General features: G+C 43.0%; 16 protein-coding genes and 1 riboswitch. Of the genes, 5 read left to right on the top strand and 11 right to left on the bottom strand.

Annotation, left to right across the window (positions count from 1 at the left end):
* Positions 1 to 6: 6 nt before the first annotated feature.
* Positions 7 to 1,110: a methionine biosynthesis PLP-dependent protein gene (locus BM095_RS01760; protein WP_091656561.1), complete on the bottom strand. Its 1,104-nt coding sequence runs from the start codon at positions 1,108 to 1,110 to the stop codon at positions 7 to 9.
* Between the two features lie 222 nt (positions 1,111 to 1,332).
* A riboswitch (SAM riboswitch) is annotated at positions 1,333 to 1,439 on the bottom strand.
* A gap of 61 nt (positions 1,440 to 1,500) precedes the next feature.
* The gene (locus BM095_RS16450) at positions 1,501 to 1,668 is read right to left on the bottom strand and encodes a hypothetical protein (RefSeq protein ID WP_177194651.1); all 168 of its coding nucleotides are present in this window, start codon (positions 1,666 to 1,668) and stop codon (positions 1,501 to 1,503) included.
* 327 nt (positions 1,669 to 1,995) lie between these two features.
* Between BM095_RS16450 and BM095_RS01755 the strand changes: the two genes are divergently transcribed.
* Complete coding sequence (locus BM095_RS01755) at positions 1,996 to 2,976, top strand: asparaginase (protein WP_091656558.1); 981 nt, start codon at positions 1,996 to 1,998, stop codon at positions 2,974 to 2,976.
* On the opposite strand, the gene BM095_RS01750 is transcribed toward BM095_RS01755, so the two are convergent.
* The 5 genes from BM095_RS01750 to yhfH form a co-directional block, all read right to left on the bottom strand.
* On the bottom strand, positions 2,977 to 3,960 hold the full coding sequence (locus BM095_RS01750; RefSeq protein WP_091656555.1) for a YpdA family putative bacillithiol disulfide reductase: 984 nt from the start codon (positions 3,958 to 3,960) through the stop codon (positions 2,977 to 2,979).
* A gap of 59 nt (positions 3,961 to 4,019) precedes the next feature.
* Positions 4,020 to 5,297, bottom strand: a complete 1,278-nt coding sequence (locus BM095_RS01745) for a Glu/Leu/Phe/Val family dehydrogenase (RefSeq protein ID WP_091656552.1) — start codon at positions 5,295 to 5,297, stop codon at positions 4,020 to 4,022.
* Between the two features lie 103 nt (positions 5,298 to 5,400).
* Complete coding sequence (locus BM095_RS01740) at positions 5,401 to 5,952, bottom strand: hypothetical protein (RefSeq protein WP_091656550.1); 552 nt, start codon at positions 5,950 to 5,952, stop codon at positions 5,401 to 5,403.
* Positions 5,953 to 6,047: 95 nt separating this feature from the next.
* Positions 6,048 to 6,809, bottom strand: a complete 762-nt coding sequence (locus BM095_RS01735) for a metallophosphoesterase (protein WP_091656547.1) — start codon at positions 6,807 to 6,809, stop codon at positions 6,048 to 6,050.
* Positions 6,810 to 7,007: 198 nt separating this feature from the next.
* On the bottom strand, positions 7,008 to 7,139 hold the full coding sequence (yhfH, locus tag BM095_RS01730) for a protein YhfH (RefSeq protein ID WP_407639116.1): 132 nt from the start codon (positions 7,137 to 7,139) through the stop codon (positions 7,008 to 7,010).
* Positions 7,140 to 7,427: 288 nt separating this feature from the next.
* Here yhfH and BM095_RS01725 point away from each other — a divergent pair, with 288 nt between their 5' ends.
* Positions 7,428 to 7,655 (top strand): hypothetical protein, encoded by a 228-nt coding sequence (locus BM095_RS01725; RefSeq protein ID WP_091656542.1) that lies wholly within the window; start codon positions 7,428 to 7,430, stop codon positions 7,653 to 7,655.
* On the opposite strand, the gene BM095_RS01720 is transcribed toward BM095_RS01725, so the two are convergent.
* Genes BM095_RS01720 through BM095_RS01710 form a run of 3 tightly spaced genes read right to left on the bottom strand, consistent with a single transcriptional unit; the run spans position 7,650 to position 10,473 of the window.
* Positions 7,650 to 7,904, bottom strand: a complete 255-nt coding sequence (locus tag BM095_RS01720; RefSeq protein ID WP_091656540.1) for a hypothetical protein — start codon at positions 7,902 to 7,904, stop codon at positions 7,650 to 7,652. The two genes, BM095_RS01725 and BM095_RS01720, sit on opposite strands and share 6 nt — an antisense overlap.
* A gap of 27 nt (positions 7,905 to 7,931) precedes the next feature.
* Positions 7,932 to 9,425 carry a RecQ family ATP-dependent DNA helicase gene (locus BM095_RS01715; RefSeq protein ID WP_091656537.1) on the bottom strand — a complete coding sequence of 498 codons (1,494 nt, stop codon included), beginning with the start codon at positions 9,423 to 9,425 and terminating at the stop codon, positions 7,932 to 7,934.
* Positions 9,409 to 10,473 (bottom strand): helix-turn-helix domain-containing protein, encoded by a 1,065-nt coding sequence (locus BM095_RS01710; protein ID WP_177194650.1) that lies wholly within the window; start codon positions 10,471 to 10,473, stop codon positions 9,409 to 9,411. Before BM095_RS01710 ends, BM095_RS01715 begins: the two co-directional genes overlap by 17 nt.
* Positions 10,474 to 10,637: 164 nt before the next feature.
* Between BM095_RS01710 and BM095_RS01705 the strand changes: the two genes are divergently transcribed.
* Together BM095_RS01705 and BM095_RS01700 are read left to right on the top strand one after the other, a co-directional pair.
* Entirely contained in the window at positions 10,638 to 10,892 is a 255-nt protein-coding gene (locus tag BM095_RS01705) for a ferredoxin (protein WP_091656532.1), read from the top strand.
* Between the two features lie 120 nt (positions 10,893 to 11,012).
* Positions 11,013 to 11,501: an inorganic diphosphatase gene (locus BM095_RS01700; RefSeq protein WP_091656529.1), complete on the top strand. Its 489-nt coding sequence runs from the start codon at positions 11,013 to 11,015 to the stop codon at positions 11,499 to 11,501.
* A gap of 534 nt (positions 11,502 to 12,035) precedes the next feature.
* Here the strand turns inward: BM095_RS01700 and BM095_RS01695 are convergent.
* Positions 12,036 to 13,103, bottom strand: coding sequence for a M14 family metallopeptidase (locus BM095_RS01695; RefSeq protein WP_218151601.1), 1,068 nt, complete (start codon positions 13,101 to 13,103; stop codon positions 12,036 to 12,038).
* A 337-nt stretch (positions 13,104 to 13,440) separates the two neighbouring features.
* On the opposite strand from BM095_RS01695, the gene serA reads away from it, so the two are divergent.
* Positions 13,441 to 15,072: a phosphoglycerate dehydrogenase gene (gene serA, locus BM095_RS01690; RefSeq protein WP_245757774.1), complete on the top strand. Its 1,632-nt coding sequence runs from the start codon at positions 13,441 to 13,443 to the stop codon at positions 15,070 to 15,072.
* The last annotated feature ends 134 nt before the right edge of the window (positions 15,073 to 15,206 follow it).

Here is a 15,206-nt window from a genome sequence, read left to right as displayed (position 1 = left end):
TGTTACTTACAAACGTTGTAACGCACCGTCAAGATCCGCTATTAAATCATCTGCATGCTCAATGCCTACGGAAAAACGAAGCAGATTGTTCGAAACGCCATTTGCTATCCGTACCTCTTCAGGGACATCAGCGTGGGTTTGAGTAGCGGGATAAGTGATAAAGCTTTCCACGCCCCCTAAGCTTTCCGCAAAAGTGATCAACTGAAGCCCTTTTAAGAAAGGATTGACCCATGTTTCATCCTTCACTAGGAAAGAAAGCATTCCACCTTTTCCAGGGTACAACACATCCGTTACTTTTTCATGGTTGGTCAGAAACTCTGCCACTTTTCGGGCGTTCTCTGTATGCTTTTCCATGCGGAGAGCCAATGTCTTCATTCCTCTCATCAATAGCCAGGAATCATGAGGCGAGAGAATGGCTCCCATTCCATTTTGATGGCTTTCTATCCTTTTCCCAAGCTCGTCATCGTTCACGACGATTAATCCTGCTATTATATCATTGTGACCTCCGAGATATTTAGAAGCACTATGCACGACAATATCTGCTCCTTCCCGTAAAGGCTGTTGCAGATACGGCGTGTAGAAAGTATTATCAACAACAAACAAGAGGCCTTCTTCCTTTGCAAATTGAGAAAGTTCTTCTATGTTCACTTCCTGCATTAATGGATTTGTTGGTGTCTCAATAAACAAAGCTTTGGTGCGTGAGCTTTTACAAGCCTTTAACTTTTCCATGTCTCTAGGATCACAGTATTGTATCGACAATCCCCACTGTTTCCAATTTTGTTCAAACAATCGGTACGTACCGCCATACAAGTCTAAAGAAGCAATGATTTCATCTCCTGGTTGAAACAAAGAAAAAAGTGTTTGGATCGCCGCCATGCCAGAACTGAAAGCAAATCCTTGTGTTCCGCCTTCTAATCGGGCAATGGCATTTTCGAGTACATCGCGTGTAGGGTTTTTTGTACGAGAATAATCATACCCTGTGGTTTCTCCAATACCTCCATGACGATAAGCAGTGGACATATAGATGGGAGCATTGACAGCTCCTGTTTTATCGTCTTGTCTGTTGCCAATCTGTGCTAAGTTCGTTTCCATATGAGACTCATGACTCATCTTAAACACCTCTTTCTAACGACATCTAAGCTGTTTCTATTTCTTACTCCGAGATTTCTTCGTATGAATCGGTTAAACACCCTGGCTTACACAGGGCATGCTGATTGCTGCGTTGGGTTACGCAGAAGGTGTTGAGGCTCACTGGTATACGACGAATACTTCTCTAATAAAAAAAACAGGCCCCCCTGATAAGAAGAAGGCCTGTTTATAAAAGAACGCTTCCTCTTATCTCCCAGACAGCATACTGCCTGACGGAATTAGCACCGGGCCTGATAAGGCTGGTTGCTGAGACTTCATCGGGCCTGTCCCTCCATCTCTCTTGATAAGAAGATCCTACGTATTCAGTTCTGAATATTAGATTACACCATGTGATGAATATTTGCAAACCCCTTATTCCGGAGTGGAATCAATGTTGAGGGTCGACTCATTTCCACATACACATCGTTTAAAACCTGTTTCCAGCTCGCCTTTTTCATTCGTACGGCCGCGAAGAATGTATTTTTCCCCGCATTTCGGACAGCGGACAATCACGCGGTAGCGCGTAGTTTCAGCAGCCATGGATGTCATCCTTTCTTTTCCAAACTACAATAGATGTTATTACATATAAATATTTCATCATTTTAAAGACTTTTGGGATGGATGGTTATAATACCAAATGATACGCTATGTGTAAAACAATGTACATACACCGGCTTATCCCTGCACAAGAAAAGCGCAAGGCGCCCGCCTATCGGCGACAAGCGCTGGAGACCCGCCGAGGAGGCTTGCCGCCAAGAGTAGGGTTGAAGCGACCCCGAGCGACTAGGAGCTGGAGCTAGACATCACTCCATGAATGCTTTTTACCTTTTAAAAAATAGTATTACCTAAAAGAGAGGATGCAAAACGATGAAAACAATCTTAGTCATTCATACAGGTGGTACAATCGCCATGCAAAAAAACCAACAAACAGGCGGTGTGTCTCTCAGTGCTGCCAATCCGCTTTCTGCCTGGGATCATTCTTTGCCTGAAGGGATTGACGTCATTACAGAACATTTTCTCGGTATCCCTTCACCTCATATGACTCCTGCTCACATGGTTGAGCTCTATCATTTCTTATCAAAGCGAATGAAGGAAACAAATGCGTATGGGGCAGTTATTACTCACGGCACGGATACGTTAGAAGAGACAGCATTCGTACTGGACTTATTACATGCTGACCGAGATACCCCTATTGTTATCACGGGCGCCATGAGATCGAGCAATGAGCTGATCTCTGACGGTCCTCATAATTTTATATCAGCCCTCCGAACAGCCCTATCTGATGCTTCAAGAGGTCGAGGGGTCCTTGCTGTGATGAATGATGAAATTCATGAAGCCCGTGAAGTGACGAAGACGCACACTACCAATCTGGCCGCTTTTTCGAGTCCCAATTCTGGTCCGGTGGGCGCGATTCGGAACAATTCTGTGATCTTTCACCATCCGCCTCATCAAACGAAGTCATTATTTACCGTTACACGTTTGAATAAAACGGTTCCATTACTTAAAACGTATAGCGGAATGGACCCTGCTATTCTTCAATATTTCCTTTCCCAGCCGATCGACGGCTTAGTGCTGGAAGCCATGGGAGCGGGAAACGTTCCCCCTGCGTTAACAAATGACATTCGAGCGTTCATCGAGCGAGACATACCGGTCACGTTAGCATCCCGTTGTCCGAGCGGAGCGGTACAACCGATTTATAGTTACGAAGGAGGAGGAAAATATTTAGAAGATCTCGGTGTCATACTATGTGGCAGCTTGAATGGAGTGAAAGCACGGTTAATAATAATGGCTGCCCTAGAAAGCGGGGCAGCCACAGACGAGATTCAATATATCATGCGAGATTTCTAATTAATTTTTTATTCTAGCGGCTATTGTCTTAGCAATACGACCACCATGAAAGCGACCGTTTTCTATAAATATCTCATTCGCTTCATTTCCTGCCGCTATCACGCCAGCTATAAATAAATCATCAATATTAGATTCCATTGTTTTTTTGTCATGAATGGGACGTCCGCTATCTTTTTCGATGGCGACCCCCATTTTCTTCAGAAGCGTATGGTCGGGATGATATCCTGTCATAGCAAATACAAAATCTGCTTCCACCGAGTGTTCTACTCCCTCTTTCACATAATGGACGTGAGAGGGGGTTATTTTTTGTACTTCGGCTTCATAATGCATGTCGACAATCCCTTGGCGTACTAACGAGTAAAAATCGGGGAGAATCCATGGTTTCACCGCTTTCGAAAACTCACTCCCTCGATACAGCACTGTCACTTCCGCACCGGCTTGTTCTAGAGCGAGTGCAGCGTCAACGGCTGAGTTTTTGCCTCCAATTACCGTGACTTTTTTACGGAAGAAGGGATGACTTTCCTTGAAATAATGGAAGACATGTCCTAGTTCTTCCCCTTCAATGTTCATGTAATTAGGGTTATCATAATAACCGGTAGCAACCACAATATAGTCTGCTATGTATTCTTTCTTTTGCCCATCATAAGTCGAGGAAACTACGTGAAACCCTTCCTTCGATTTTTCTACCGTATGAACTTCCTCATAAGATTGTATGCGAAGCTGGCTTCTTTCCGCCACTCGACGGTAATAAACAAGTGCCTCGTGTCTTTTCGGTTTTCTTTCTATTGTCGGAAAAGGATACTCCCCAATCTCTAGTTTCTCGCTAGAACTGAAAAACGTTTGATGAGGAGGATACCGGAAAATAGTATGAACGACATTTCCTTTTTCAATGAGCAGCGGATGTATGCCTTCCTTCTGAAGGGCAAGTCCTGCTGCTAATCCGCACGGACCTGCCCCGATGATGATAACAGATTCTTTAACCATCTCAGTCTGACTCCTTTATTTCCGTGATGAACGATGTTCTTTCTTTTCTGAATGTGGGATTACACCCAGCCACGATAGCGGGAAGCTTCAGCCATCTTTCGGACACCCGCCACATAAGCGGCTAAGCGCATATCTATTTTCCGCATAGAAGAAAGCCTATAAACATTCTCAAAGGCTTCCGAAATGACTTGTTCCAGCTTCTGTTCCACTTCTTCCTCCGTCCAATAGTAGCCTTGATTGTTTTGCACCCACTCAAAGTAAGAGACAGTGACTCCTCCTGTACTGGCTAATACATCTGGGACGAGAAGGATATCATTGTTAAAAAGCACTTCTGTCGCAGCTAAAGTAATTGAACCGCTCGCCGCTTCGACAACAATGCTAGCTTGGATATCCGACACATTTTTCTCCGTAATTTGGTTTTCTATCGCAGCCGGTACTAAAATATCACAATCTATTTCTAACACTTCTTGATTTGTCATTCGGTTTTTAAACAAGTTCGTGACTGATCCAAATGAATCTCTTCTATCTAATAAATAGTCGATATCTAGTCCGTCTGGATCGTGAAGAGCACCGTGAGCGTCCGCCACTCCTACTATTTTCGCTCCTTTGTCAAACAAATATTTCGCTAAATAACTCCCTGCGTTACCAAACCCTTGAATCGCTATTTTTGTTTCATCCATGCGAAGACCCTTTTTTCGCGCCGCTTGTTCTATACAAATGGCCACACCTTTTGCAGTGGCAAATTCACGCCCGTGTGAGCCACCAAGTGGCAAAGGCTTTCCTGTAATAAAACGCGGAGAGTCAAATTCCCGAATTTTACTATACTCATCCAGCATCCAGGCCATTACTTGTGAATTCGTAAAAATTTCTGGTGCCGGAATATCTTTCGTAGGTCCAATGATCTGGCTGACAGCACGGATGTATCCTCTACTCAGCCGCTCTAGTTCCTGATGGGACATCTTCCGTGGATCACACACAATTCCACCCTTACTGCCACCATAAGGAAGATCAATAATACCTGTCTTTAACGACATCCAAATAGAGAGTGCCTTCATTTCTTTCTCGGTAACATTCGGATGAAAACGGACTCCCCCTTTAGTCGGGCCGACTGCGTCATTGTGCTGCGCACGATAGCCGGTGAAGACCCGCGTAGATCCGTCATCCATTTTCACTGGAATACGTACCGTCAACATACGTAACGGCTCTTTTAATAGTTCATAAAGCTCATCCGGATATCCGAGTTGAGCTAGTGCATTTTTAATAACAGTTTGTGTTGATTCTAATATATCCATTTTGTCAGTTTCCTCTGACTTAGGCTTTTTTTCTTCTTCCGTCATCCCCAATTTCACCTCAGCAATAAAACGAGTAACTATCTTTGTGTGTTTGCGTGTAGTCCATATCTATCATAAAGAATAACTACTCGTATTTCCACTAGTGTGTTTAAATTTGCCGGGTGGCTAGTGTTTCAATCGCAGCTTCCGCTTTCAAAAGCTTGCCTCGTTTCGCAACTGTTTTCGGGTCCACACAAGCTTCTTCCCCGTACTCTCCAAGAAGCGCCGGAAGTTGTTGACTCCCATCATGCCTCATGAGCAAATAAAAAAAAGTGTCCCACTCCCACAGGGTTCCTCCGGTGAAAGCATTATTTTCCAATAGATCAGCCAGAGCCAACAAATCTTCCTTTTTCGAAAAACGGAATAATAATCCGTTGTGGGACCGTGGAGTTGACTGACAAATTCTTTTTTTCTCTCCCTTGTCATCTATAAACTGGATAGTTAACAAGAGCCCGCCATCGTCTCTCTCCGCCACTTCTGCATCAAGATACAACGTAGGCTTCATGCCATAATGAATTGCTACTTTCCTCAGCAGTGAAGCGAAAAATTTTTCGGCTTGATCTCCGTGTAATCCTTGAATCAGATCAACATTATGTTCACTCAGCTCTTCTTCACTGAGAATGACTTTTACAATTTCTCCTCCCAACGAATACATTTCCATCTTCCCCATCCTCCTGCTTCTGCACTCTCAGCTATCGCTGGAGCAGCTCTCGATACTACATCCTATTCAGGAGAAAGGAAGTGGTGAGAAGTTCATCAGGACTCTTCCGATGCTGATAAAGTGAGTAAATGGACTTGAGAAGGAGCGCCAAGACGTAAAGGCACAGCAGTAGTACCATACCCGTTACTAATGAGTACAGGCATGTTCCCTACTTTCTTCCAACCGCCCTTTTCCCCAATGCCAAAGGAGCCGATCCGAATCTGCCCTCCATGAGTATGTCCCGCTAAACCAAACGATATATTTCCTTTTTCTTTTATGCTACGGAATGCTGCCGGGTCATGAACGACTGCGATTCTACAACATTCATCTCCTTGTATACCAGCTACGCGCGAGTCCAGACGGCCATATTTATTTCCTAACCCAACAATGCCAACACTGTCTCCTTTTATCTTCCACTGATAGCTGTCATTTTCAAGTGAAATAATGTCCTCCTCTTCTAAAAGACGAGTGATCATTGTTCTTTCTTCCATATCGTTATTTCCCCACACGAAAAGGACCTCTCCCGCTTGTTTGAGGAGACGCAGGTTCTTTCTGACTCTTTCTTCAGGCACTCCTTTTTCCGCCAAATCGCCTCCTACAATAATGAGAGAAACGTCATTCTTCCATTCATTCACAAAACGTTGAGGTAATTGTCGCTTGTGGATATCCGAAATAAATAAGAGATTCTTTCCCTCAAAAGTTGGAGGGAGATCTTTTATAGTTACTTTTTCTTTTATTAATCGATTGCGCCTCGCTTCCCAAAACATATAAAGCGGCGCCATGAAAAACAACAGTCCGAATTTCACTAACATTTTCATAACATCAACCTACTTCACCTATTTATTGTCCTTATCTATTATATTCGAAAGTCCCTCCCACTCGCCAAACTTTTTGTCATTGTCTTTCTTTATGCGTCTTTCTCTCGGGGGGACTCCGCCTTCCGTGAAGCAGGAAAACACAAAAAAAGCTCAAAAAAAAAAGAACGGATAGCCCGTTCTAGCGTAAATGACGTATTTTTATAATTCTGTTTGTCTCAAACATTTGTCACATTGGTTCATATACGATTCATGCTGCTCTTCTATAACCTCTCCGCAATCTGTACATTGTTTAGGAGGCAAGTTCCGGAAAAATTCAGTTATTTTTTTCATTATGAAAACCCCTTTCGCTTTCTTTTCTACATTGTATTATAACAGTTATGTTTTCGTCAACTTGTTTTAGAACATTTTTTCAAAAAAAGATGCCTATTTTTTTATGATTGGTTCATAAACTTAGTTATGGTAGATATATTGGCAGGTTTTCTGTAACAGAAAGTCTATCTGTTATACGATAGTGAAATGAAGAGGTTATGAACTTTTCTGTTTTTCTAGAAAATATTTCACAAACTCCTCTATAATAGAGTCAATATGAATGATTCACTACTGGAGGAAAATGAAAAGATGGATTTAACAGTTTTCTTAATAGGGGCTGCTTTCTTTACAGGAGGGTTTTTCTTACTTCTTCTTTATTTATGGAGAAAGAAGAATATGGTCTTACCTTTTACACTCATGGGTATAGGAGTTATCGTATGTTTTATTGGACTGATTATGTCTTCTCCTTTAACAGAGGAAGAAAGGAGTGCGGAGAGGATCGAAGCGGAGAATGCCGTTTCTCCCCGCGAGTTATAGCCATTGAAAATAATACACGGCACCTGTCAGGACTGCCAATACAATCAGCAAAAACAGACCTAACAACAGATGGGGCAGAGAGAAATAAAAACGATAATTTCTCTTTTGCTCTTTCTTTCTGTGGGTTTCTTTCCGAGGAGGAAGAGAAGTAGCGTCGATGGGCTCCTCTTCCTTTTTGTTTATTTTGTCACCGTTGTTCGCTCGTCTGCGCAATGTGGCAGCCTGATCATTTGGAAAATCTTCTTTCATGAAACTACCGCCCTTTCCGATATACAGTTAATCGTGATCCAGGAAAAACAGTTTATGGAGTCTTGCTTTCCAATCCAATGATTCTTGTTTCTTCCTTTCCATCCTTTGTCCGGCCGGCAGCTCAGCGGTCCCGCAAATATCACAACAACGTTCCGGCCTCTTAGTTAACGTCTCTTCAAAACAATGAAGCAGCTTCTCTCTTCTACAAACTGTTGCATTGTGTAACCATTCTTCCATCTGCTTTAGCTTCCCGCGTTTCCATTGCTTCCTCTTCTCGGCAATAGAAGCAATGTACTCCGAAGCCTTAAGATCGCTATTTTCGAGGAGCCTCCACTCTTTCCAATAATAAACGAAAAACCGCGCATGCTGCTCTTCCCATCCACATTCGTCGATGAGCCTCTTTTCAAGTGTGTAGTCGCTCTCTTTGTCATCCATGCGAGTAATGGCAGCTTCTATATGTGGTGTATCAGGGAACTCCAACTCAATCACTTGACGCGGGAGAATGCCATCCCCTTCTGTATAAAGTAAAATAGCACTGCTCGGTAGACCGTCCCTTCCTGCCCTGCCAATTTCCTGAACATAAGACTCGATATCTTTCGGGTAATGGTAATGAATAATAAAGCGAATATTGGATTTATTAATCCCCATTCCAAACGCGTTTGTGCAACACATGACATCAATGTCTCCAGAAATGAATTGCTGTTGAATTAACTGACGATCTTCCGCACTCATACCGCCGTGATAGGAATAAGCGTGTGACTCTGTTTTCTCATTGATTAAGCGTGCGAGTTCTTCTGTTTTTCTCCGGCTGGATGCATAGATGATTCCTGGTTTTGGCAACTGTTTGATGTAGTGAACAACCGTTTCTTTTTTATTCCTTTCTGAATCGGTATCCACCACCTCTAATGAAATGTTCGTTCGGTCTATCGATTCATAAAAAAGGACGGGTTCCTGTAATTGTAACTTATTATTTATATCGGTTTGAATGGTTGGGGCGGCGGTCGCCGTTAACGCTAGACAAGGTGGGTTGCCTAGTAATTCACGCACGCGGCCTAATTTCAAGTAGTCGGTTCGAAACTCGTGCCCCCATTGAGAAATACAGTGAGCTTCATCCACAGCGAATAAATCGATTTGCTGTTTCCTCAATTCTTCCAAAACCACATCTTGTTGTATACTTTCCGGTGAAATGAATAATAATTTATACTTTTTCATGTTTCTTAAAATATATCTTTTTTCCTGATAGGAAAGAAAACTGTTATAGGCTGCGACTTTCTTAAATCCGGCCCACTTTAACTCTTGTACTTGATTATCCATCAAAGACAGCAGCGGCGAGATGACAACCGACAAACCGGAACAAATCAAAGCAGGCAATTGATAGCAAAGAGACTTGCCCGTACCGGTAGGAAGCATAGCCAGTACGTCTTTCCCGTCCAACACAGAGGTTATAATCTCTCGCTGGTATGTTCGAAAGGAAGGGTAGCCAAAATACTCGTAAAGATAAGACTCAAGTGTTTTGTTCATGATGACCTCCGTGCCAAGCCAACGTCAACCGGATAGAAAAGTAATCAATCGGTTGAGTCATTTGTTCTTTTATTATTTTCAGCCGGTATGTACCTGTCTGTTTTGCGACACGCAAGATTTCCGTTTGCACCTCTTGCGGTACATAGTGATGAATAGGAAAATCGGTATCTTCGGAGGCAATTTCAACGACATGGTCTTCAATGGTACTGTTTTTAAGCTGGCGGACGGATGCTATGTCCTGAAGAGTACGTCCTTGCTTTAAGTGAGCATATGTTTTAGCAGCCGTTGACGTTAGTGTTACGTCTTTCACTAACCCCTCTGAAAAAATGCTGAGAATGGGGGAACGGGACCTGTGATCCAGTAAATAGTGCAGCACCGATTGAAAACGGTAAAACACTTCATCGGCATCCATCGCGTGGATATGTTCAGCAATCTGTTGAAAGGTATAGCCATTTAGCTCGTACCCAGACAGACGACTCACAAAAATATGAGCATCCTCCTCGGGCAGTTCATGAAGGAGATGAAACAGTTCATTATGTATGGACGATGCCATGTCTATCTTGCTCGCTTTCGTTTTTGGCCAAAACTGTTTTACCCACATTTGTGTAGCTAAATCATGACTCACCGGTAAAAAAGTCTTATGTTCATACAAAGCGTGAGATAAGCTTTGGCTAAACAATGCCAGCCTTCTCCAAAATGGAATGGACGCATCCGCATATTTCCAACCATTAAAAAAAGAAGATCCATGAACTGGGATAAGGAATTGTTCAGCTTGTTCTTTCCCTTTTTCGGTCAGTAGAGCCCTGCCATCCTCTTCTTTATATAACCCGCACTCCCGTAAAAGAGACATGTCTTTATGAAAATGCTTCCCTTTCCAATCAGGGAACGCTTGAAAATAGGAATGTAACTTATACCATTTCGTATCTTGAATCGTTTGAGATGATTTTTTTCCAGTTAAAATATGAAACATGGAATTTGTCGTTCTTTCCCCGTGAAGGCGCCGAAGTAAGTTCAGGAGAACAAAGTGGCGAAAGGAGAGGTCGTGCATATCATCAGCCTCCATTATGAAGGTGCCGAATATACGTCCGTAACACGTTCTTATTGAAAATTTTATCATGAAAGCATAAAATGAGAAATAGACATTTGTCAAATACACACGACTTCCAACGAGTGAATGTCATTCGCTGAACAAGTTTCTTTGGGGGTACAAACATGGCTCAATACACCATAGTCGATAAGGATACATGCATCGCCTGCGGAGCATGCGGCGCTGCTGCTCCCGATATATTTGATTACGATGACGAAGGACTGGCCCATGTCATACTGGATGAAAATACAGGAAATGGCGTCATTCCAGAAGAGTTAGAAGAAGACGCATTAGATGCGTATGAGGGATGTCCTACCGATTCCATTAAAGTGGATGAACAACCATTTGAAGGAAATCCTTATAAGTATGTATCATCATGATACCGTCGAGCATGTCCTCGATGGTATTTTTTTAACCAAAACAAAGTTCGTTTGAATCTTTCCTTATTCCTGCTATAATTCAAATTGGATTTCTTATACATATACAAGGAGGCGAAACAAATGGCTGAAAATAAAGTAGTAGAAGCCTTGATTGAGATTCCAACGGGAAGCCAAAACAAATACGAATACGACAAAGAAAAAGGTGTTTTCAAATTAGACCGTGTTCTTTTTTCTCCTATGTTTTACCCGGCAGAATATGGATACATCGATGAAACTCTTGCGCTAGACGGAGATCCTCTCGATATTCTCGTTCTCGTCACTAACCCGACATTTCCTGGCTGTGTGATTGACTCCCGAGTTATTGGGTATTTGGAAATGATTGACGACGGCGATGAAGACCAAAAGCTGCTGGCTGTCCCTGTCGAAGATCCGCGTTTCAAAGATGTACATTCGATTAACGATATTCCTTCTCACAAATTGGACGAAATTGCCCACTTTTTCAAAACATACAAAGATCTGCAAAACAAAAAAACAGAGATCGGTGCATGGAAAGGTGCAGAAGAAGCTGCTCAATTAGTGGAAGAATGCATTGATCGCTACCAAAAGTAATCCTAAATGAGAAACTGGGACCTTTCTCCCGGTGAACAAAGAAGGGGCTGGGGCAAAACCCAGTTCATGAAGAAAGTCCTCACAATAAGTGGGGGCTTTCTGCGTCTAAGAATAGATTGTACAAAAATACATTCGCTTGCACCACAGGCACAAGGGCGACATCAGTTCAAGCGGCACTACGCTTGCTCTCACTGTGTCTTCTTAGCCGCGGGCAAGGCTTCAGCTAACCGACGGAAAATCACCGTCGGTGGATCTTCAGCTCTTGCTTTTCCCGCAGGCGTCTCATGATTTTTGACAATCCATGCGCTCATAGATAGGAAGTCTTCATTTTTTCACAAAAAAAGGATGATAACATGCATCAGGTAGTTTGCCGTTGGAATATCACATACATTACAGGAAAATGATATCGCTTTTTCGGCAAACAACCTACGTGTTCGTTTCGGTATCGACCACACGTCTCATAAGGATTGTCTATGCCAAACTGGTGGTAAATTATCGTTTTTTCCTTTATAGAATAGCTTTTTGTGACTCTCGCTATCCCCATGTTAACGTTTCTAGCAATAAAGGAACGGTTGTGATCCAGATGCGGGCAGCTGAGGTGATGGATAGTGGGTTTTGTCCGACCCCTGTTTCTATCGTGAAACCCGGTCTTCTAAACTCTTTAATGAACCAATCTTTATATCCCGCGCTGCTATCAGCCGTTTGAACAGCTCGAAAGGAACTGGCTTTCGCAAGCTTCTCCGCCATTGCACGGCTTTCTGGCGGCTCGAGATGTTGATAACCCCAGTAAATTTCCTCACCTTGCGAATGAAAGGCAAGGACAATATCAAATTCTTCTTCCATCGTTAACTGGTAAACCGCTCTTGTTTCCGGCTCCGTTAACGGGGCTTCTCCCCCGTAATGTCGTGGAAACGGTCTTTGTGGGCTTGTGTCACTTTCTCGCTTCCAGCCTGCTGGCCATTGATGATTTAAGTCGACTCCTGCTGCATTGGCAGACCAGTGCTTATAACAATGGAATCCTTCATTGATTGTATGAATCTCGTCAAAAAAAGAATGGGTACGCTGTAATCCTTCTTGTACTAATTCCGCCCCATCTGGATTCACTAAGGGGAGAAAATACAGCGTGACTTCTTCATCGAGTACAGCCCGAATGTTAACGTGATGCCACGATTCATGATTGCGATATTTCCTCTCTATCTCCATCAAAAATTTCATCAAAAGCCATGTGTTTAACCACTCATTTCCGTGCCACGTTCCTGAGTAACATATACGTTTCTTCCCTTTCCCAACCCGAAACAACCATATCGGCTTTCCGAGCCTGGACCAGCCTATTTTTTTCTGATATATGGAAACACCGAGCCGCTCTCGGTCGTCTTCTAATTCCCGCCATCCGTACTCGTTATGACATGCGATGTGATTCTCTTTTGAATGAATCTGTTTTGTCGTATGCGGTTCAGGGATGGAGAGGAAATCTCCTATGCTGAGATAGGAATCTTTAGACGGCAAATGATGATTGTTTCTAACAATGTCATCGATTCTAACGTTGTTCCGATAAGCTATTTTGGATAATGTATCTCCAGGTTGTATCACATACTTCCTCATCGTGTCCCCCTGCATCATCTCATCCTCCCTCACCCCTATTCCTATGCTAAAATTACGTTGCTAGAATTGACATTTTTGTCGAGATATGATAAATTTCTACCAATAAAGACCCTGTGATGCGTTATTGTTCGTGACATTTTCAACATGCATTGATTTCTCATGAAAAGTACAATCTATACATATGAGAATTGTATTGCGGGAACTTCCGCCTCTGACGAAACAATTCGATTGAGGCTGAAGTTTTTTTATTACATAGAGAGAGAAAGACACCGCAAGCGCCTAAATTCTTGGGCTTCATTGCAAAATTCTTATTCTTTAAAAAGGAGTGGAGTGCTGAATGATTCAACATCCGGCAACAGAAGAGACTGAAAAAGAGAACGAACAACAAGAAAACAAGCTGTATCGTATCCTCGTTTCTGATTCTATGAGTAATGAAGGTCTAGCACCACTGCTAGAGAGCAACACAACGGAATGTGTATTGAAAAACGTGAAAGAAGCAGATGATCTAGATTCCTACGATGCTCTTCTTGTCCGTAGTGGCACTACCGTTACGGAAGAAGTAATGGACCAAATGCCTCAATTAAAAATTATTGCGCGTGCAGGCGTAGGAGTAGACAATATCGATATTGATGCGGCAACGAAACGAGGAATTGTCGTTATTAATGCTCCTGACGGTAACACAATTTCTACTGCTGAGCATACGTTCGCGATGATGATTTCACTTGCTCGTAAAATTCCTCAAGCCAACGCATCGATTAAAGGTGGAGAATGGAACAGAAAAGCATTCCAAGGAACAGAATTACGCGGGAAGACACTTGGAATTATCGGTTTCGGGCGCATCGGTTCCGAACTCTCGAAACGCGCTCGCGGGTTCGAGATGTCACTGATCGTATTTGATCCCTTCCTTACCAAAGAAAGAGCGGAAGAACTCGGTGTACAAACAGGCGATTTGGATGAAGTGTTAAGCCAAGCTGATATCATTACCGTTCATACCCCGCTAACTAAAGACACAAAAGGGATGCTCGGTATGGAAAACATCAAGAAAACGAAAAAAGGTGTCTTCTTAATCAACTGTGCCCGCGGTGGAATTGTAGATGAGGAAGCATTGAAGCATTATCTCGAGAATGGACATGTTGGCGGGGCAGCCCTTGACGTGTACGAAGAAGAACCAGCTAATGAGAATGAATTGTTAGCTTTCGATAATGTGGTGGCTACTCCTCACATTGCGGCATCAACCAAAGAGGCGCAGTTAAATGTAGCTTCTCAAGTTTCAGAAGAAGTACTTCAGTTCCTTCAAGGCATGCCTGCATTGAATTCCATTAATTTGCCTGCCATTTCGAAAGAAGTATTTGAGACACTACAGCCTTATTACGAGCTGTCCCGTAAGATGGGGAATATCTTGTCTCAAAGTGTGAAAAGCCCAGTGCAGAGCATCGATGTTCATTACAGCGGAGAAGTTACAGACCTTGAGACATCTGTTCTCACTCGATCTCTGATTGCCGGTTTCTTACAGAGCCGTATTGATGCACCGGTGAATGATGTCAATGCCTCTCTCATCGCAAAAGAGCGCGGCATCTCAAGCGGCGAGAAACATGGTACCAACACACTCGGCTACTCCAATTTAATTCAAGCAGTGGTAGAAGCTGAAAGTTACACATTCACGATTCACGGAACGTACGTAAAAGAATACGGTCCTCGTATTGTTCGAATTAACGACTTTAATGTCGATTTCTACCCTACGGGCCATTTGATTTACATTCAGCACTCTGACAAGCCTGGCGTTATCGGTAAAATGGGACAGCTGCTTGGCAAACACGACGTCAATATTGCAACGATGCAAGTCGGACGGAAAGCAGAAGGCGGCGATGCGATTATGATGGTAGCCGTCGATAAAGAACCGTACGAAGATGTTCTCGAAGATTTGACATCGATTGAAGAAATTAAGCGCGCTGATAAAATCGAACTGTAAAAAGAACCGTTTCCAGTAATAACGTGGTATTTTAGCCGCACCTCCCATGAAGAAAACGCATGGGAGGTGTTTTTTTATCGGTTTTATGCGAGTATTTTAACCGACTAGAATTATTTTTTCGAACAAACAACCTT

Source organism: Alteribacillus iranensis (assembly GCF_900113025.1).
Taxonomy (GTDB): Bacteria; Bacillota; Bacilli; order Bacillales; family Marinococcaceae; genus Alteribacillus_A; species Alteribacillus_A iranensis.
This window is presented reverse-complemented; position numbering and strand designations above follow the sequence as displayed.

Excerpts from the sequence above, each read along its gene's own strand:
- BM095_RS01760 (WP_091656561.1), bottom strand. The coding sequence starts at position 1,110 with ATGAGTCATGAGTCTCATATGGAAACGAACTTAGCACAGATTGGCAAC.
- BM095_RS16450 (WP_177194651.1), bottom strand. The coding sequence starts at position 1,668 with ATGGCTGCTGAAACTACGCGCTACCGCGTGATTGTCCGCTGTCCGAAA.
- BM095_RS01755 (WP_091656558.1), top strand. The coding sequence starts at position 1,996 with ATGAAAACAATCTTAGTCATTCATACAGGTGGTACAATCGCCATGCAA.
- BM095_RS01750 (WP_091656555.1), bottom strand. The coding sequence starts at position 3,960 with ATGGTTAAAGAATCTGTTATCATCATCGGGGCAGGTCCGTGCGGATTA.
- BM095_RS01745 (WP_091656552.1), bottom strand. The coding sequence starts at position 5,297 with ATGACGGAAGAAGAAAAAAAGCCTAAGTCAGAGGAAACTGACAAAATG.
- BM095_RS01740 (WP_091656550.1), bottom strand. The coding sequence starts at position 5,952 with ATGGAAATGTATTCGTTGGGAGGAGAAATTGTAAAAGTCATTCTCAGT.
- BM095_RS01735 (WP_091656547.1), bottom strand. The coding sequence starts at position 6,809 with ATGAAAATGTTAGTGAAATTCGGACTGTTGTTTTTCATGGCGCCGCTT.
- yhfH (WP_407639116.1), bottom strand. The coding sequence starts at position 7,139 with ATGAAAAAAATAACTGAATTTTTCCGGAACTTGCCTCCTAAACAATGT.
- BM095_RS01725 (WP_091656542.1), top strand. The coding sequence starts at position 7,428 with ATGGATTTAACAGTTTTCTTAATAGGGGCTGCTTTCTTTACAGGAGGG.
- BM095_RS01720 (WP_091656540.1), bottom strand. The coding sequence starts at position 7,904 with ATGAAAGAAGATTTTCCAAATGATCAGGCTGCCACATTGCGCAGACGA.
- BM095_RS01715 (WP_091656537.1), bottom strand. The coding sequence starts at position 9,425 with ATGAACAAAACACTTGAGTCTTATCTTTACGAGTATTTTGGCTACCCT.
- BM095_RS01710 (WP_177194650.1), bottom strand. The coding sequence starts at position 10,473 with ATGCACGACCTCTCCTTTCGCCACTTTGTTCTCCTGAACTTACTTCGG.
- BM095_RS01705 (WP_091656532.1), top strand. The coding sequence starts at position 10,638 with ATGGCTCAATACACCATAGTCGATAAGGATACATGCATCGCCTGCGGA.
- BM095_RS01700 (WP_091656529.1), top strand. The coding sequence starts at position 11,013 with ATGGCTGAAAATAAAGTAGTAGAAGCCTTGATTGAGATTCCAACGGGA.
- BM095_RS01695 (WP_218151601.1), bottom strand. The coding sequence starts at position 13,103 with ATGAGGAAGTATGTGATACAACCTGGAGATACATTATCCAAAATAGCT.
- serA (WP_245757774.1), top strand. The coding sequence starts at position 13,441 with ATGATTCAACATCCGGCAACAGAAGAGACTGAAAAAGAGAACGAACAA.